Annotated in this window: 19 protein-coding genes and 3 tRNA genes; 16 read left to right on the forward strand and 6 right to left on the reverse strand. The window is 61.7% G+C overall.

The window, feature by feature from the left end; all coding sequences use genetic code 11:
• Positions 1–634: 634 nt before the first annotated feature.
• Positions 635–1,654 carry a YHYH protein gene (locus RJQ10_RS03245; RefSeq protein WP_350143582.1) on the reverse strand — a complete coding sequence of 340 codons (1,020 nt, stop codon included), beginning with the start codon at positions 1,652–1,654 and terminating at the stop codon, positions 635–637.
• A 281-nt stretch (positions 1,655–1,935) separates the two neighbouring features.
• Here RJQ10_RS03245 and RJQ10_RS03250 point away from each other — a divergent pair, with 281 nt between their 5' ends.
• From RJQ10_RS03250 to RJQ10_RS03280, 7 genes are all read left to right on the forward strand, one after another.
• Positions 1,936–3,372, forward strand: coding sequence for an ATP-binding protein (locus tag RJQ10_RS03250; protein WP_350143584.1), 1,437 nt, complete (start codon positions 1,936–1,938; stop codon positions 3,370–3,372).
• Positions 3,365–4,054, forward strand: a complete 690-nt coding sequence (locus tag RJQ10_RS03255; RefSeq protein WP_350143586.1) for a response regulator — start codon at positions 3,365–3,367, stop codon at positions 4,052–4,054. The genes RJQ10_RS03250 and RJQ10_RS03255 overlap by 8 nt, the downstream gene beginning before the upstream one ends.
• A 96-nt stretch (positions 4,055–4,150) precedes the next feature.
• Positions 4,151–4,450: a hypothetical protein gene (locus tag RJQ10_RS03260; protein ID WP_350143588.1), complete on the forward strand. Its 300-nt coding sequence runs from the start codon at positions 4,151–4,153 to the stop codon at positions 4,448–4,450.
• 89 nt (positions 4,451–4,539) lie between these two features.
• On the forward strand, positions 4,540–5,760 hold the full coding sequence (locus RJQ10_RS03265) for a YHYH protein (RefSeq protein WP_350143618.1): 1,221 nt from the start codon (positions 4,540–4,542) through the stop codon (positions 5,758–5,760).
• A gap of 18 nt (positions 5,761–5,778) precedes the next feature.
• Positions 5,779–6,372: a hypothetical protein gene (locus tag RJQ10_RS03270; protein WP_350143590.1), complete on the forward strand. Its 594-nt coding sequence runs from the start codon at positions 5,779–5,781 to the stop codon at positions 6,370–6,372.
• Positions 6,372–6,956, forward strand: coding sequence for a DUF6515 family protein (locus RJQ10_RS03275; RefSeq protein ID WP_350143592.1), 585 nt, complete (start codon positions 6,372–6,374; stop codon positions 6,954–6,956). The genes RJQ10_RS03270 and RJQ10_RS03275 overlap by 1 nt, the downstream gene beginning before the upstream one ends.
• A gap of 34 nt (positions 6,957–6,990) precedes the next feature.
• Complete coding sequence (locus RJQ10_RS03280) at positions 6,991–7,428, forward strand: hypothetical protein (RefSeq protein ID WP_350143594.1); 438 nt, start codon at positions 6,991–6,993, stop codon at positions 7,426–7,428.
• Between the two features lie 27 nt (positions 7,429–7,455).
• Here RJQ10_RS03280 and RJQ10_RS03285 read toward each other — a convergent pair whose 3' ends face one another.
• Together RJQ10_RS03285 and RJQ10_RS03290 are read right to left on the reverse strand one after the other, a co-directional pair.
• Positions 7,456–8,367 (reverse strand): NAD-dependent epimerase/dehydratase family protein, encoded by a 912-nt coding sequence (locus tag RJQ10_RS03285; protein WP_350143596.1) that lies wholly within the window; start codon positions 8,365–8,367, stop codon positions 7,456–7,458.
• A 68-nt stretch (positions 8,368–8,435) separates the two neighbouring features.
• Entirely contained in the window at positions 8,436–9,965 is a 1,530-nt protein-coding gene (locus RJQ10_RS03290; protein ID WP_350143600.1) for a sulfatase family protein, read from the reverse strand.
• An 86-nt stretch (positions 9,966–10,051) separates the two neighbouring features.
• Here RJQ10_RS03290 and RJQ10_RS03295 point away from each other — a divergent pair, with 86 nt between their 5' ends.
• The gene (locus RJQ10_RS03295; RefSeq protein ID WP_350143602.1) at positions 10,052–11,227 is read left to right on the forward strand and encodes a cytochrome P450; all 1,176 of its coding nucleotides are present in this window, start codon (positions 10,052–10,054) and stop codon (positions 11,225–11,227) included.
• Between the two features lie 126 nt (positions 11,228–11,353).
• On the opposite strand, the gene RJQ10_RS03300 is transcribed toward RJQ10_RS03295, so the two are convergent.
• Entirely contained in the window at positions 11,354–11,932 is a 579-nt protein-coding gene (locus RJQ10_RS03300) for a uracil-DNA glycosylase family protein (RefSeq protein WP_350143604.1), read from the reverse strand.
• 109 nt (positions 11,933–12,041) lie between these two features.
• Between RJQ10_RS03300 and RJQ10_RS03305 the strand changes: the two genes are divergently transcribed.
• Both RJQ10_RS03305 and RJQ10_RS03310 read left to right on the forward strand, forming a co-directional pair.
• Positions 12,042–12,473: a gamma-glutamylcyclotransferase family protein gene (locus RJQ10_RS03305; protein WP_350143606.1), complete on the forward strand. Its 432-nt coding sequence runs from the start codon at positions 12,042–12,044 to the stop codon at positions 12,471–12,473.
• On the forward strand, positions 12,470–13,807 hold the full coding sequence (locus RJQ10_RS03310) for an MFS transporter (RefSeq protein WP_350143608.1): 1,338 nt from the start codon (positions 12,470–12,472) through the stop codon (positions 13,805–13,807). The genes RJQ10_RS03305 and RJQ10_RS03310 overlap by 4 nt, the downstream gene beginning before the upstream one ends.
• A 1-nt stretch (position 13,808) precedes the next feature.
• Here RJQ10_RS03310 and RJQ10_RS03315 read toward each other — a convergent pair whose 3' ends face one another.
• Entirely contained in the window at positions 13,809–14,978 is a 1,170-nt protein-coding gene (locus RJQ10_RS03315; protein WP_350143610.1) for a lipid-transfer protein, read from the reverse strand.
• Positions 14,975–15,391, reverse strand: coding sequence for a Zn-ribbon domain-containing OB-fold protein (locus tag RJQ10_RS03320; RefSeq protein WP_350143612.1), 417 nt, complete (start codon positions 15,389–15,391; stop codon positions 14,975–14,977). Before RJQ10_RS03320 ends, RJQ10_RS03315 begins: the two co-directional genes overlap by 4 nt.
• A 161-nt stretch (positions 15,392–15,552) precedes the next feature.
• Between RJQ10_RS03320 and RJQ10_RS03325 the strand changes: the two genes are divergently transcribed.
• The 6 genes from RJQ10_RS03325 to RJQ10_RS03350 all read left to right on the forward strand — a co-directional run.
• Positions 15,553–16,092, forward strand: a complete 540-nt coding sequence (locus RJQ10_RS03325) for an FAS1-like dehydratase domain-containing protein (protein WP_350143614.1) — start codon at positions 15,553–15,555, stop codon at positions 16,090–16,092.
• A gap of 24 nt (positions 16,093–16,116) precedes the next feature.
• Positions 16,117–16,530, forward strand: a complete 414-nt coding sequence (locus RJQ10_RS03330) for a hotdog family protein (protein WP_350143616.1) — start codon at positions 16,117–16,119, stop codon at positions 16,528–16,530.
• A gap of 159 nt (positions 16,531–16,689) precedes the next feature.
• Positions 16,690–16,773: transfer RNA gene (locus RJQ10_RS03335), tRNA-Tyr, on the forward strand.
• Positions 16,774–16,845: 72 nt separating this feature from the next.
• Positions 16,846–16,919, forward strand: a tRNA-Gly gene (locus tag RJQ10_RS03340).
• Between the two features lie 17 nt (positions 16,920–16,936).
• A tRNA-Thr gene (locus tag RJQ10_RS03345) sits at positions 16,937–17,012 on the forward strand.
• A gap of 96 nt (positions 17,013–17,108) precedes the next feature.
• Positions 17,109–17,249 (forward strand): GTP-binding protein (locus RJQ10_RS03350; protein WP_350143620.1); only part of this gene is annotated, 141 nt, incomplete at its 3' end.

Here is a 17,249-nt window from a genome sequence, read left to right on the forward strand (position 1 = left end):
TCCCGTGTCATTGACACGATCAGGAGACCGAATACACGTGAGCAATCGATCCTACTGCCTGAGATCAAACCCCTTGCAAACGAGGAGGAGTCCATACACGGGGGATCGACCGATTTTCACTAAACCCGGTTGATAATGCCAGCGGAACGCCGCACCGCCCACCCACAATGGGTTAAGACTCTCAGTCGATAATTCTCAAAATTCCTGAACCCATAAGCCCTTCGGCTCTCCCCGCTTGAGGGTCTTCGGCGACGGACAAGTCCTGAGCGGTAACCGCATTCTTCTGCAGGCCGGGCCCTCCCTGACTCGACGTATCAGGATGCACCGCCGTCGGCGGACTCCCTTGCAGGGCGAATGAATGTCGGGCTATCCGGAGGAGACGGGCAGAGCGCCGGATCCGTGCAACCCCGGATAATCGGTTGATTCCTGACGCACATAAGTTGCTGTTGCATCTCGCGGCAGCTACCCCGGTAGAGGTCCCGGGCCGCGTTAGCGTATTCGCAGGGGTCACCCAGCTGCTTGTCCTCGCAGGATTGCCAGGGAATCTGGTTGCTGTGACCCTCATGCGCCTGAAGGGGGGCGGCGGCCAGAATGGTCGTCAGGAACAACGGTAAAACGCCAGGCTTGCCCGCGGTCATTGAACGCTGCCCTGTTCACCGGAGAAGCAACCGATGAACATGTTTTCGGCAGCGCTGGCCGCGTGGTAGTGGTACCCGCGTTCCAGCTCGGTATGTCCGCGGCAGGCATCGAGGTCGTCAGGTTCGCTGCCGTCGGCATACGACATACCGTAAATGGCGTAGCCGTCGAGGGCATAAGCCATCACCCCCGAATGGCCGTCGTCGTCGTACCCCCTTTCAGCACAGCCGACGGAGGCATGGTAGTGATACCCCTCGACCGGGTTCACGTGGCCGCCACAGTCGTCGAACGCGGCAATGGTATAGGCGGCGAGGATTGCCTGTACCGGTGCCGGCGGTGCGAGTATCACGCCATCCAGTGCGATCCCCAGATCCCCGTTATTTAGAGAGGCAGGCGAGGACAGGGGCACGGGTGCGGTGGGGATCAATACAGTCTGCGCAACGCCGCCACCGTAGTAGTCGAGCGAGCACTGCACACAGTGATTCTGGTACTCGGGGTCGACGTTGGGTCGGGCCGCTGCCTCGCAGGCTATCTGCGTGTCGGTGACATTCACCTCACCCGAGGCGGTGTCATACAGCAGCCAGTTGGAGTCGCCGTAGATATTGCCGAGATTGGTGATGAATTCACCATCGATATCCCACACTGTGCCGCTGCCGTCGAACCAGATGCCCCCTTCGTCGGCCTCGGAGTAGATCGAAGGGGGGCAGAAAGGCCCTATTTCCCTGGCGGCGGGCGTGCCGGCGATTTCGATGCGGTAGCAGGTCGTCTGGGTGCCCCCGGAGAGCGTGCAGCTCACCGTGGTGATCTCCGACGCCAGTGCGCCGTCTTGGAACAAGTCGATATCCATGCCCTCCCGGGACGTTGTCGTCGTATCGTCACCCGCATCCGTGCTGGTATCCGTCGTAGCTGTCGCAGTAGTGCTGTCACCGGAAGATCCATTGCTGGAGCCACAGGCGGACGTCAGGGCGAGCAGCGCCCCCAGGAGCAGGGCGCGGCAGTGGGTAGTGAGGATGGTCATTGCAGATATCTCCCTTGGACGTGCAGCGTGTAAGGTGGCATCGTGCTCACCATCGCCGCCTGCCAGTTCTTTCTCCCAGCCTACAGGGCAAATGTGTAGCTGGCGTGGAGATTCAAGGTAGATTCAGGTGAGGGCGTCAGCGAGGGGACCTCGCAGGTTAGGATCAACAACTACAGTCACGACCGTGGCGGAATGCCGTTGGCGAAGCAGGCTGTGGCGGAGGGTCAACAATTGGCTGATCGGGTTAAAGGCGAAGCTTGTATCTCGGCTATACTCGCCGCATGAAGCTGTCCATCCAGTCCAGGTACATCATTGCGTTCATGGGATTGACCCTGGTCGTGCTGATTGCCTCTCTCAGCGTTTCCCGCTGGACTTTCGAGCGCGGTTTTCTCGGCTATGTGAATGATATCGAGGAGCTTCGCCTGCAGCGGGCCCAGGCTGCTGTGGCGTCAGAGTACAGGCGAGCAGGCGGCAATTGGGACGGCTTGACCCCCCGGCGCCTGACACAACTGTTGCTGGACTCGGCTCCGGCAGAGCCCGGTCTGGCTCCCGACCGGTCCGGCAGGCCTCCACCTCCCCCGGGAGCTGCATTCGACCCACCGCCGCGCGGGAGGCAGCTGCCGTATCCACCTACCGCCGTGTATGACACCGCGGGCATGCTGGTGGCGGGACCTTCTCTGGAAGAATCCAGCGGTGAACTCAACCGCGCCGCCATAGTTGTCGACGGCGTCGCTATTGGCGAATTGCGCAGCGCATTGCGTCATCAGCTGACCTCTCCCGAGGAAGAGGCCTTCCTGCAGCAGCAGATCAGGGCGACCTGGATGATAGGGCTCTCTGCCATGGTACTCGCGCTGGTCATTTCCATTATTCTCGCCCGGGGTATGCTGTCGCCCATTCGTCGCATGCACGAAAACGTCAGTGAGCTGTCCAGTGGGGACTATTCGATCCGACTCGGCAGCCACAGGCTGGATGAGCTGGGCGACCTGATGCGCAATCTCGACCGCCTTGCGGTGACCCTGCAGGAGAGCCGGGAGTCGCGCCAGCGCTGGTTTGCCAACGTTTCCCACGAGCTGCGTACGCCCGTCGCGGTGCTGGCGGGGGAGCTGGAGGCCATGCAGGATGGTGTCCGGCCCGTAGATGCAGAGCAGCTGGAATCTCTGATGCAGGAGGTGCAGCGTCTGCGCTTCCTCATCGACGACCTGTATGAGCTTTCCGTGTCGGACATCGGGGGCCTGCGCTATGAATTTTCCCCGATTGCGCTGGATCAGTCCCTCGCCTCGGTGGTGGCCGGCTTCGAAGCCAGAGCGGAAGAGCAGGGGATCGCAATTTGCTGCTTCCTCAGTGGAGAGCCGCTGGGGGTTAACGCGGATCAGAGGCGTCTGGACCAGCTGTGGCACAACCTGCTGACCAATGCGCTGGCCTATACCGATGCGCCAGGCAAGGTCTTTATCAGGGCATTCCGGGAAAAGGGCACAGCGGTGGTGCTGGTCGAGGACACTCCGCCGGGGGTGGACAGGGATGAGTGTGAACGGCTGTTCGAGCCCCTCTATCGCCGGGAGTCTTCCCGCAGCCGCCGCACTGGCGGGGCGGGTCTTGGCCTCGCTATCTGTCGCAAGGTCGCCGAGGCTCACGGGGGCACGATCACCGCATCTGCATCGTCCCTCGGCGGGCTCTGTGTCCGGGTTGAGCTTCCACTGATAGAATTGGATCATGGTTGACACACCTCACATCCTGGTCGTCGAGGACGAGCCCAAGATCGCCCAGTTGCTGGCGGACTACCTGAGGCGTGAAGGCCATGAGGTTTCAATTCTCAATGTGGGCAGTGGCGCTGTCGAATTCGTGCGTGAGCGCAGGCCGGATTTCATCATCCTCGATCTGATGCTGCCGGGAGTGGATGGTCTGACCATCTGCCGCGAGGTGCGTGGGTTCTCGGACGTGCCGATCATGATGCTCACCGCCCGGGTGGATGAAATCGATCGCCTGGTCGGGTTGGAGCTCGGAGCCGATGACTACGTGTGCAAGCCGTTCAGTCCGAGAGAGGTGGTGACGCGGGTGAAGATCATCCTGCGGCGGGTCAAGGCACGGCCGGCCGAGGTGGACCCGAACCAGCTGAGTTATCGCAACGTGAGCGTGTTTCCCGATCGCTTCCAGTGTGACGCCGGTGGCCAGAGCGTCGAACTCACGCCGGTGGAATTCAGGCTGTTGCAGGCGCTGATTTCACGCCCGGGCCACGTGTTTTCCCGCGATCGACTGATGGCGCTGAGTTACGCCGACAGCCGTATCGTCAGCGACCGCACTATCGATACCCATATAAAGAACTTGCGCAAGAAACTGCATCAGGCGCTGGGTGAAGAAGAACTGCTGCACTCTATCTACGGTGTTGGCTACAAACTCGAATAGCGTCGCCAACTCCACAGTTTTTCCACACTTCCTGCCTCATCACTCCTTGTTTTGCTCCGATACTGACAGCATTGGACGAGCATCAAGGAGGCTCTCATGGCAAAGCAAGTAACGATCAAGAACCCTGTCCTGGCGCTGCTGTTGGGCGCTACCGTGATGGCCCAGGTCGCCTGCGCGCAACCCGGTGGAGGCCAGGGAGCGCGGCGCGGGCCGCCCCCGGAAGCTTACGAGGCCTGCGCTGATCTCGCCGCTGGTGACAGCTGCACGATGACCGGTCGCCGCGGCGACACCCTGGAAGGCTCCTGCATTGTCCCCAGTGAGGATGAGAGCAGCGTGGTGTGCGCCCCCGAGGGTGGCCCTGGCGATGAGCGCGACTCGGGTCGTTCTGGTCAGTAGCGGGTGCTGTGCTTCCAGGTAGAGAGGACATCCGGGTTTACCTCCAGCTGTGTGACAGGGGATCCGGTATCAGGGCGGAGTTGCCAACCATGATCAGTCGATGCTGCAAGCACTTTGCCCTCAGTGTCATGGCATTGGCACTGGGTGCCTGCAAGATCCAGATTGAAGTCCCGCAGGGCGGTAGTGTGGTGACTGAGTCCGGAGAATATCAGTGCGGCGCGGGATCTACCTGCACCATTGAGGTCACTGATCTGCTGTTCGATGAAACCTTCCGGGTGGAGACGGAGGACGGGTACACCTTTAGCGGCTGGGCAGCTCGTCAAGGTGGGCTCTGCGGGGGCAGCACAGCCCCCTGTTTGCTGGCCACAACAGGGTTCGCCGGTTTCCCGGCTTTAATGGCCCTGCTGTACAGCGACGAGGTCTTCTACCTGGAGCCGACGTTCTGGTCAGGTTCGACCGGTAGCGTGCTCTGTGATTACCGGGATACCACGCTGAACGCGCAACCATCGCTGAATTATACGAGTGTTTCCGAGTGGACCTGCTCCGGTACGACCCGGCACCTGGCGGCGAACGGCATCCCCGACCATGAGGTAGGCACATTCCCCAATCCGGCTAATCCGAATACGATTACCGAGCAAGATGTATCGGCAAGCTTTCCCCTTGAGCCGCAAATGTCGCAGGCGGCCACAGAGCTGGGCGGTCCACGCGGCACCATAGCCTACGTGATCAATGGGGTGAAAGTTGACGCCGGCACCGGCGGCACCTGCAATGACTCTGGTGGCAGCTGTAGCCTGGGTGGCAATGTAGGTAACTGGAATATTGAGGCCCTGGGCCAGACGGCTTTCGATTTCGGTACTGATGAGAACAATGCCCACGTTCAACCGGATGGTATCTACCACTACCACGGCATGCCGGAAGGTTTTGTTGCCAAGCGCGGTGGGGACAGCTCGACAATGACCTTGATCGGCTGGGCCGCGGATGGCTTTCCGATCTACGCCCGCTACGGTTACAGCGATGCGGATGACTCGCGCTCAGCGCTGAAGGTGATGACGGGAAGTTATCGTCTGGTCACCGAAGTCAGCAGTTCCAGACCATCAACGAGCCTCTATCCGCTGGGTACCTTCGCTCAGGACTATGAGTATGTGGAGGGCCTGGGCGACCTTGACGAGTGCAATGGTCGATTGGGGGTTACCCCGGAGTTCCCTGCGGGCATTTATCATTACTTCGCGACAGACAGCTATCCGTATTTCCAGCGCTGCGTGCGGGGGCTGGTGGAAAGTAACGGAACTGTTGGTCCGCCTCGGTTCTAGGATTCAGGAGTGATAGCGATGCCTCTGCGCAATTTACTTTCCAGCCCGGTTTTGCTGCTGGTCATGCTGGCTGTTCCGGTGCGCGCTCACCTGATGGTAGCCCAGCATGGCACACTGAATTTCGTAGACAACGCGGTTTTTATGGTGATCTCGATTCCGGTATCAGCATTTGCCGGCATTGATGACAACCAGGATGGCAAGGTGACAATGTTTGAGTTCAATCGCAACCGTGACGCAGTACTGTCAGCGGTCAGGAGTAATGTGTCGCTTACCGACGAGGAGGGCGTCCTGGTGCTGGAGGGCATACTGCTGTCCCCGGTCACGGCCCACGATAGATACCCCGAAACGCTTTCCGACCTCACCGTGATGGGCAGGTTTAACCTGCGGAAATCCGCAAGTGCCCTGAGATTCGAGAGCCGATTGTACGGTGATGAGGAATCCGCGCAGACGCTGAAAATGTTGGCGACCAGGCGCAGCAACGGTTACCAGACAGAATTCGTCCTGACACCGGACAATCCCGCGCGGTTTCTCTTCGTGGATATCCCCCAGGGTTCCTCCCCTTCGCTGGCGAGGAAGTTGCAGGTCAGCATGTCTTCAGAGGAGTTCAATTAATGAAATACCGGAATTGCCTGTCTGCGGTTGTTCTGCTGGCGTCCATCTCCACATCGGTGGCGGCGCAGCACAACCCGGGCAACCAGGACCACAAGCGCGTCACGATGAAGCAACTGCCGAAGAGTCATCATCGCGTGGTGCACGGTGGCAATCCCTACTATTTCTGGGGTGGTCACTTCTACCGGCACTCAGGCGGAGTGTACGTCAGTATTACGGCACCCATTGGCGCGATCATTCCGGCCCTGCCTGGCGGATTCATCACCATTGGCACCGGCCCGGGACGGTATCACTACTACGCAGGTGTTTACTATCGGCCACTGGCGAAAGGCTACGAGGTCGTGGAGCCGCCCAGCGACCCGCCCGAGATATTGCCCATGGAGGAGGCGTCGGGTCGTATCATCGTCTACCCGGCTGCCGGCCAGTCTGAAGAGCAGACCGGTCGCGACCGCTACGAGTGCCACCTCTGGGCGAACAGGGAAACGGGCTTCGACCCGACCTCGACTGACTCGAATGCCAGTCTCAAGGATGACTACAGTCGTGCTCTCAGCGCTTGCCTGGAAGCGCGGGACTATGTGGTGAAGTAGTAGTTCAAGCTTATTCTGAAAGGATGTTAACGCAATGAATGAGTCCGAACTGGTCGCAGCATTTCAAGGCTACGTCGCACTGACCAATCAGCTCTTTTTTGGCTACGTCAGTCTCCTGTCGGGATTCCTCGTTATGAGTTATCTGGTGGCTGACAGGATCTCTTCGCTTCTCGCTTCTATCTCGGCCGCTCTGTTCTCGATTGTTTCCGTATTGCTGCTGTTTGGTATGTACCTCAGCCAGAATAATGCGGAGCACATCATGGCGTTCATGCGCTCGCGATCTCACGATGCGGGATTCGACCTCGCCTGGCTGGGATACAACCCACTCTGGGCGGCGGACCTGATGTCTGTGCTCTACATCATCGCGACCGTTGGAGGCTACCTCGCGTCACTAACCTATTTCATTTTCAAACGCCGTCATGGCCACCTTTTTCATCTGGACGGTACACCGCAGGTGGGCCGCCCGGGGTGAGGTTCCCCGGGCCTTTGCCTGCGTTGCTCATAAGCCCGGATAGCGCTCCCTGGCCATGGCGGCAAATCCCTCCCGCCAGCTGACGCGGCAGGGGCCCACCAGTTCCAGTCGACGCCGGTTGTCGGTCACCCTCGAGGGTATCGACGGGCTGTCGTCCTCGCGAAAAACGGGTTTCCGCCCGGCCAGTTCCCCCAGGTACTGGCACCAGCTGCGCACATCGACCGGTTCGTCGCCACTCCAGTTGACGATGGTGGCCGGTACCGAGGCGGCGGTCAGCAGTGCCTCGACCTGACGGTTGATGTCGTCCTGGTGGATGCAGGTATACCAGGCCTCGCCGCCGGGCGGCAGCACGATCTCCTCGCCCCGCATGATGGTGTCCAGGTGATAGGCCGGCAGTCCACCGTTGCTGGAATAGGACACGTTCATGCGGGCAATGGTGGTTGGCAGGGCGTAGAGGCGTGCACAGCTGCGAGCGACCGCTTCCTGGGCGATCTTGGAAATGGCGTAGGTCGGCGAGTAGGGTTGGCGGGAATCCCCCAGGGGGTCTTCCTCCCGGAAGGCATGACGCGGGTCCGGATTCAGCGCATACACCGCACAGGTGGACATCACCAGGCAGGCCTTTGCGCCACGGCAATGCGCCATCAGCAAAGCGGTACCCTCGGCATTGACCTGCAGGGCATGGTCGTAATCCTGGCCGGCGAGCTGAAACACCGCAAGGTGCAAGACGTAGTCGAAGTCCTGCGGCAGATCTCCGAAATCGCCGCTGGCGAGGTCGATGCTACGGGTGACCATGCCCGCCTGTTCGCAGCGTGCGCGGGACCCGGGTTCGCTGAAGCGGGCGACCGCCCAGACCTCGTTGTCAGTGGCGAGAAACTGCCCCAGCGGCAAGGCGATCTGGCCGGAGGCGCCGGTCAGGAGGATTTTCTGGTTCTTGAGCATGTGGCTTCCTTTTCCTATGGGTGACTGTTGCCGTGGTGCTTCACCGTGGCCTGTCAGGGTCTCGCGGTTTACCGCTGCGGTACTGTCACCCTGAAGTTTTTGATTGCATGGAATCTGGCCGCCAGCTCGGCGGCCTTTTGCGGATGTTCCAGGATGACATTTGTCGACTGCCGCGGGTCGCTGCGCAGGTTGTAGAGCTGTGCCGGCGGCGCGTCGGGCTTGAGGGTTCCGTCCGCGTTGTAGTCGGAATTCTCCAGGCCCAAGGCGCCGAACTGGACCGCCCAACTCATGCGCGGGTCGGTGGTGATGCCAGCGGAACCCTGGGTCGGAATGTAAACCCAGTCGCCCGAGCGCAGCGCCTGCCCGGTGATCCCGATCATGTAGAGTTCATTGCGAATCGCTTCTGTGGTCTTGCCGGTGAGCAGGTCCAGCACATTGAGCGCGTCGGGGGCGGCACCGTCCGGCGGCGTAATCCCGGCAGCCGCCCAGACGGTTGTCGGAATATCCATCAGCGACAGCAGCGGTTCCACGTCCTTGCCGGCGGGAACCTTGCCCGGCCAGCGAACGATAAACGGCACCCGTACGCCACCTTCCCAGGCATCGGTTTTCTGGCCCAGCCAGTCGAGATTGGAATTTTGCCCCTTGGCCAGGTATTCCCGGTGATAGATTGCCCCGTTGTCGCTGGTGAAAATGACCAGTGTGTTGTCGGCCAGTTCCAGCGCTTCCAGGGCTCGTAAAATCTCCCCGACGCTCCAGTCCATCTGTTCCACATAGTCGCCGTACCATCCGAGTTTGGTGCGGCCCTTGAATGCCTCCGCAGGTGCAATGGGAACATGTGGCGCCACATAGGCCAGATTGATGAAGAATGGCTTTTTGCCGGCGCTTGCCTTGATGAACGCGATGGCCTTTTCGGTAACGATCTGGTCTATCTGGTCGACCGGCCGCGCAGCATGCGCGCCCGCGGCGCCACGGCTGACGCCCCAACCCCATGGACCACGCTCCACCGCTGGATCGGGGACTTCGAGTGGGTCCCTGGCGTCCAGGCCGACCACATGGCGGTCTTCCACGAAAACAAACGGAGGCTCATTGTGAGAGGCCGGTGTTCCGAAATAGGTATCGAAGCCCATTTCCAGCACGCCGCGCGGCAGTTCACCGTTCCACTCGATATCCTGGCGGTATTTGCGCTCCGGACCCGGCTCGCCCCACCCGGTATGCACCTTGCCGAAATAGCCAGTGGCATAGCCGTGGTCGCGAAAAACCGAGGCAATCGTCGGCCGGTCTGCCTCAATAAGCGCTTCGCCACCCCAATTGCGGGGGTAGCGGTGATAGTAGCGCCCCGCAAGAATGGAGTAGCGCGAGGGTGTACAGACCGCCGCTGTAGCATGCGCATCCAGAGCGCGCACCCCTTCGGCGGCCAGTTGGTCTATATTCGGCGTATTGATCCATCTGGAGCCGTAGGCACCCACATCGCCGATGCCGAGATCGTCAGCGATGATAAGCAAGACGTTCGGCGCATCCGACATGTCGCTGCTGTCTGCCATCGAGGCGAAGCCGATCGCCGCAACCCAGCACATCAATAATTTGTACCGGATTGTCATCGTATCCCCGCCAGCTGCATTCGCTCCACGTTGTGATCCATACTTGGCCAATGAAACAATAATGACAAGCCAGCGAGGTAAACGCCATGATCACCGCAGACGCTCTTATGCCGGGCGTTGATTTCGCCTACGACGAGCTGCCCGACCTGCACCACCGAATGGACGAACTGCGGACCATCGGTGCTGTGGTCCCCGTTACCTATCACGGCGAAACCGTGTGGCTGATCACGCGCTACGAGGAATTGAAGCAGGCTTTTGCGGACGAGGAGCATTTCGCCTCGAAAGCAGCCTACACCGTGCACTCCGAACCGTCGATGGGCAAGACCTTGCAGACCATGTCGGGGCAGCAGCACCGGGTCAATCGCACACTGGTGTCCAAACCCTTCTTCCCCAGGCAGGTCCGTGATGCAGTGGAGGCGGTAATCGCCCCGATCGCCGATGAACTGCTAGACCGCCTCGATGGACGGCAGGAAGTCGATCTGGTGCAAGCCTTCACCCGGCCCTACCCTTTTTCTGTTATAGCTCGCATGCTGGGGATTCCGGTGCATGACGAGGGCAAATTACTGGAGTGGGCGCTGAAACTGATCGACTACCCCTGGGATCCCGAGGGTGCGCTCAGGGCTCGCAATGAATTTGCCGGGTACATGCAGCCCATTCTGGATGAGCGCAGGGGGCGACCCGGTGACGACGTGATATCCCTGCTGGCAACGGCGGAGTTTGAGGGCCAGCGGCTTTCCGACGAGGAGATCTATTCTTTCTTGCGGCTGTTGTTTCCCGCGGGCTCGGACACCACCTACAAGGTGGCTGGCAGCCTCTTCTATGCAATCCTGTCCGATCCCGCGGTGCGCGCCCCGGCCATGGCCGGCGCGCCCGAGCGTGAAGCGATCGTGCAGGAGGCGCTGCGCTGGGAGCCGCCAACCGCCCTGTTGCCTCGCCGCTGCAGCAAGGACAGGGAGCTGGGTGGGGTCGCCATCAGGGAGGGCGACTGGGTCCTGTTTGGCATCACAGCAGCCCACCGGGACCCGAAGGTATTCAGCGACCCCCATCGTTTCGATTCTGCGCGCCCGGAGAAGAATCTCGCCTTTGGCCATGGCGAACACTTCTGCCTCGGTTCGCACCTGGCGCGGCGCGAGCTGGAAACCGCCATTGAGCGGGTGTTCGCCCGCTTCCCGCGCATGCGACTCTGCCCGGGTCGACCGGTGCGCTTCAGCGGTGCGGTGCTGCGGGGCACACCCGAACTGTGGGTGCGCCCGTACGGCTGACGGATACCCCCGTCCGGCAGGCACGATGGTCATGGCATAGCCCCGTTGGGCTGAAGTCGCAGTTCATTCCAGTGCGTACCCTTGGCCAAAGAGCTGCACGTTATTCCTGCGGGAGAAGACTGCCGCCTATGTCAGTATCTCCGCCACACGTTCGCGCAGCGCCGGCAGCAGCTCTGCCGCGAACCAGGGGTTGTTGTGCAGCCACCGGTTGTTGCGCGGGCTCGGGTGGGGCAGGGGTACCAGCCCGGGCCATGACTGGCGCCAGGCGAGGACGCGCCGGGTGACGGGAATCTGCCCGCCGCCCAGGTGCCAGGCCTGGGCGTACTGGCCCAGCACCAGGGTGAGTTGTACCCGCTGCAATTGCGCCAGCAGCGGCGCCCGCCAGGTGGCGGCGCACTCGGGGCGCGGTGGAAGGTCGCCCCCCTTGCCGCTGCCCGGGTAGCAGAATCCCATGGGCAGCAGGGCGAACAGCTGCTCGTCGTAGAACTGTGCGCGGTCCACGCCCAGCCACTCGCGGAGGCGGTCGCCGCTGGGGTCATTGAAGGGAATGCCGGTTTCGTGGACCTTGCGGCCGGGGGCCTGGCCGACCACCAGGATCCGCGCCGCCGGGTGCAGCTGGATGACCGGGCGTGCGCCCAGTGGTAGTTCCGGCTCGCACAGGGTGCAGGCGCGGACGTCGTCGAGCAATTGCTGGCAGGAGGGCATGTTGCAGCCGTTGGCGTAGCCTCAAGTTCACAGTGAGGGCATTATAGTCCGCAGGTTCTCCGAGCAGAAAGCCATGACTCCAGATCACAGGCAGAGAAGAAAGCTTCGGTTGCGCTGGCTTGCCACTGCCAGCGCCGCGGCTGTTGTGGTGCCCGGGGTATACCTGTGGTGGGTTCTGCTGAGCCCTTTCAGCTATCAGCTGCCGGCCGGCTACGCGCCAGTGATGGGGACGGGCGAGCAGCAGGTGTTTGTCTACGGCACGCTGCGCAATCCGCTGGTGCGCTGGCTGGTGCTGGGTGGCCCCGTCGCCGCAGAGGAGGCCATGCTGCCGGGCTATCGCAGACGGGGACTGGACCTCATGCCAGCGCCGGCCGCGGGGGTGCGCGGTGAGCTGCTGACGGTGCAGCCTTCCGGGTTGCGCCGCCTGGATCGCTATGAACGCCTGGGTATCCGCTACCAGCGAGTCGCCGCGGAACTGGATGACGGGCGGCGGGTATGGGTCTACCGGAGGCTGCCGCAGGAGGGGCAGCAGGTGCCGTGACCGCTCCCTCCGCAACCCGGCCGCTGGCCCCCAGGCGCGAAATCTTTGCCTGGGCCATGTTTGACTTCGCCAATCAGGGCTACACGCTGCTGATCATCACGGTGGTGTTCGGGGACCTGTTTACCCGTGTGGTGGTGGGGGATGCCCCTGACTATCGTCTGGGCAATCTGCTGTGGAGCGTCGCGCTGGCGGTCAGCTACCTGCTGGTGGTGGTGGCCAACCCGGTGTGTGGTGCGATGATGGATTATTCCCGCAGTCGCAAACGGTTTCTGTTCGCCAGTTACGTGCTGACCGTCGCGACCACCTCGCTGCTGTACTTTGTCCAGCCGGGGTGGATAGTCACCGCCATGGTGCTGGTTATCCTGTCCAACTTTGCCTACGCCATCGGCGAGGGTTTTATCGCCAGCTTTCTGCCGGATCTGGGGCCGCGCCAGGCCCTGGGCTGGATTTCCGGATTGGGCTGGGCCCTGGGCTATGTCGGTGGCCTGGTGGCAACGGCCTTCACTCTGTTTTTCCTGGGCGACGTGGCGCTGGAGAACTACCAGCGCATTCGCTGGGTGGGTCCCTTCGCCGGCGGCTTCTTCCTGCTCGCAGCGATCCCGACTTTTGTCTGGCTCCGGGAACGGGGACTGCAGCGCCCGGTACTGTCGGCCCCTGAGCTGGTGCGGATGGGGTTTACCCGGCTGCGAGCTACCCGCCAGGCCCTGGATGAGTTCCGCGACCTGCGAACCCTGCTGGTGTCGGTGTTCTTCGCCATGGCCGGCATCTACATCATCATCGCCTTCTCGTTCATCTACGGCGCCCAGGTGATTGGCTGGGACGAGGAAGTGCGGATAGCGATGTTTGTCACCGTGCAGCTTACCGCAGCCGCTGGCGCTCTGGGCTTCGGTCTGCTGCAGCAGCGGCTGGGAGCGCGCAATACCTACATCGCTACGCTCTCCCTGTGGTTGCTGGCCATTCTCGCGATCTGGCAGACGCCAAACCTGACCGCGCTGGCCGGATATTGGCTGAATGTGTCCTGGCAGGCGCAATATGTATTCCTGTTCGCCGGGGTCTTGTCCGGCTTGAGCCTCGGTTCGTCGCAATCCGCGGCCCGTGCCCTGGTGGGGGTGCTGACTCCCCAGGCCAAGGCGGCGGAATTCTTCGGTTATTGGGGCATGGCGGCCAAGGCGGCGGCGGTGTTCGGGATCTTTGGACTGGGTCTGGTGCAGTGGCTGCTGGGCCTTGCTGACGCCATCGTATTCTGCCTGCTGCTGTTTGCCATCGCCATCGCCATGGTGCTGCCGGTCAACGAAGTCCGCGGCGGGGCGGTGGCGGAGGAGTGGCGGGACTGAGTCAGTCCCGCCCGAGGATCAGGGCCCCGGTGGGAACGCCGACGCCACTGCTGACCAGCACATGCTCCACGCCCTCTGGCTGGCTGGTGGAAGTGCCGCGGACCAGCCTCGCGCCTTCGGCGATATTGTTCATGCCATGGATGTAGGCCTCGGACAGTAGTCCACCGTGAGTGTTGTTCGGCAGGCGGCCGTCGATATTCAGGGCGCCATCCCGGACCATGTCCTTGCCCTCGCCGCGGCCGCAGAATCCAAAGCTCTCGAGCTGCATGATCACTTCGGAGGTGAAGGCATCGTACAGGCAGGCGGCGTCGATATCGGCGGGTCCAAGGCCGCTCTGTGCGTATACCAGCTTGGCCGCCAGTTCCATCTCCGGCAGCGAGTCCAGTTCCTCCCGGTAATAGCTGGTCATCTGCTCCTGGCCACGGGTGGAGGCCTGCGTCACGCCGCGAATGATGGCTGGCTTCTGCTTCAGGTCCCGGGCGCGTGCGCTGCTGGTGACCAGAATCGCACATCCGCCGTCGGTCTCCTGGCAGAAGTCGTACAGGCGCAGGGGCTCGGCGATCATCTTTGAGCCCAGGTATTCGTCCATGGTCAGGGGCTTGCCGTAAAAAAATGACCGCGGGTTGCTTTGGGCGTAGTTGCGCTGGGATATTGCCACCCGGCCCAGATCCTCAGCAGTGACGCCGAAGTGGTGCATGTATTTGTTGGCGATCATCGCGATCCAGGAGCCGGGTGTGAGCATGCCGTAGGGCATGTACCAGGACCAGTGCACCAGGTCGGAACTGACGATCTGCCCGGAAATGCCCTGGCCCATACGTTGGCCGGAGCGCCCGTTCATGGCCCGGTAGCAGATCACGTTGTCGGCCACGCCGGTGGCGACCGCCATGACCGCGTGGAGGATCGTGCCCACCGCGGCGCCACCGCCATAGTTCACTTTGGTGAACAGCTTCAGATCGTTGGCCCCCACAGTGCGGGCCAGTTCTATCTCGTCGGTGGAATCCAGGGTATAGCTGACGAAACCGTCGATCTCCGAGGGCGGCAGGCCGGCGTCCTCGCAGGCGGCCAGGGTGGCCTGGGCCGCCAGGGACAGCTCGGAAACGCCGGATTTCTTCGAGAAATCGGTCAGGCCGATACCGGCGATGGCGGCCTTGTCCTTGAGGAAATGACTCATGCTGCTGCCTCCTGTGCCGGTTCGAATACAGGCAGGCGGAAGCCGTCCGGGTCTTCGTGCATGACCATGTTCACCTGCATGCCGAACTGGACGTCCTCCGGTGTGCAATTGACCAGTTGCGAGGTGAAGCGGGTACCTTCTTCCAGCTGCACCAGGATGATGACCAGGGGGTAGTCGAAGCCCGGAAACTGCGGGTGATGCAGCACGGTGAAGCTCTCGATGACTCCGCGGCCCGACGCGGTGATGTGGTCCCAGCGCAGGGAGTGGCACTCGCCGCACATGGGGCGGGGTGGGTGGCGCAGGGTGCCGCAGTCCTGGCAGCGCTGTATGGCCAAACTGCCGGCTGCGGCCTGCTGCCACCACCAGCCATTGTCTTCCCCCATTGGGGGTTTCATGCGGAAGCTCTGTGCCATATGCGTCACCAGTTGTTATCTGCCTTTGGGGATGAAATTCTGACTGCGGTAAAACATAATTGAAATTGAATATAAATTCAATTATGTTGTTGCCCATCGCTCGCCGCCAGGCAGGTCTCCAGGATCTGGATGGGGCGTACCTCAACCCGGAGCAATTGCAGATGAGTATGGAAGATATCGCCGCCCTGGAGGCCAGGATATATGCCTTCGTGGGGCGGGAGTGCGGCTCCTCGACCGCCGCCGACCCCGTCAACAAGCCGATGATTCGCCACTGGTGCGACGTCATGGGCAACGGGAATCCCGATCACCTCGACGAGCAAGCGGCAGCCGTCGGCGCTCGCGGAGAGCTGGTGGCCCCGGTCACTACCCTGTTCGTCTGGAACCAGACAGGCTATGCAGTGGCCAGCACCGGACGACCCAAGGATCCCCAGGTCGAACTGATCGACCTGCTGGACGAGCACGGTTACAACGGCATCGTTGCCACCGACACCAACCAGGAATACTTCCGCGAACTGCGCCTGGGGGATGTGATCTCCCAGCGCACGGTGATCGACAATATCTCCCCGCGCAAGACCACGGGACTCGGTGAGGGTTACTTCTATGAGACGGTTACCGAGTTTACCGATCAGGACGGAGAACCCGTGGGTCGGCAAACCTTCAAGGTCCTCAAGTTCCGCCCCGCCAGCAAAGGCCAGGCCTGAGCCCCGCCCACCAGGAGATTGACCATGAGCGAGAATCTGAAGAGCAGCGATGTCAGCGTGGGCCAGGCGCTGCCGGAGCGTCCGATCGCCGTTACCACTTCGCTGGTAACCTGCGGTGCGATCGCCACCCGGGACTTCGAGAAAGTACACCACGACAAGGCCTTCGCCCAGGCCAGCGGCATGCCCGACGTGTATATGAACATACTCACCACCCAGGGCCTCACTGAAACCTACCTCCGGGACTGGGTGGGTCGCAATGCGGTAATCCGCAAGCTCAGCGTGCGTCTCGGCGCGCCCAACATCCCCGGTACCACCATGACCATGAGCGGCGAGGTCAAGGCCGTGGAGGGGAACACCGTGGAAGTGGAGGTGGTCGGCCAGAACGACAAGTGGGGCATGCACGTCAAGGCGCTGGCGACCATCGCGCTGGAGGGCTGACCGCCGCCGGACGCCCGGAATCAGAGGTGTTGGCGGCTCTCTGCGCCCTGCGGGAAGCCGGCGTCACGGGCGCAGCGGAGGCCCCTTTCGGGCGGCTGATATTTGTTTGCACAATTGGTTGACAAAGACAGGTGCTGTCAGGACAATATGCCGCCTTTCGGAGGGGTTCCCGAGTGGCCAAAGGGATCAGACTGTAAATCTGACGCGAAAGCTTCGGTGGTTCGAATCCACCCCCCTCCACCAGAGTAAAGAAGGCAGGAAAGAGTAGCAGGAGTCGCACTCGCGCGGCTAATCCGCCGGATAGTAGCGGGTCAGGCGGGTATAGTTCAATGGTAGAACCTCAGCCTTCCAAGCTGATGATGCGGGTTCGATTCCCGCTACCCGCTCCAGTTGGGTAAAGTGTAAAGCTCATATAGCTCAGTCGGTAGAGCACTTCCTTGGTAAGGAAGAGGTCACCGGTTCAAATCCGGTTATGAGCTCCACCCAGTCCCGGTTCGGCCCCGCAGGTGCCGGCAGGGAGCAAAACGGTAGTGTGCGGTATTGCTGCAGGACCAGGCCGGTAATAGGAGACCGTCGAAATGGCAAAGGAAAAGTTCCAACGTAACAAGCCCCACGTGAACGTGGGCACGATTGGTCACGTAGACCATGGCAAGACGACGCTGACGGCGGCGCTGACCAAGGTGTGTGCAGAGACCTGGGGCAGCGGTTCCGCGGTTGCT

Source organism: Haliea sp. (genome assembly GCF_040222615.1).
In the GTDB taxonomy this organism is placed as follows: domain Bacteria; phylum Pseudomonadota; class Gammaproteobacteria; order Pseudomonadales; family Halieaceae; genus Haliea.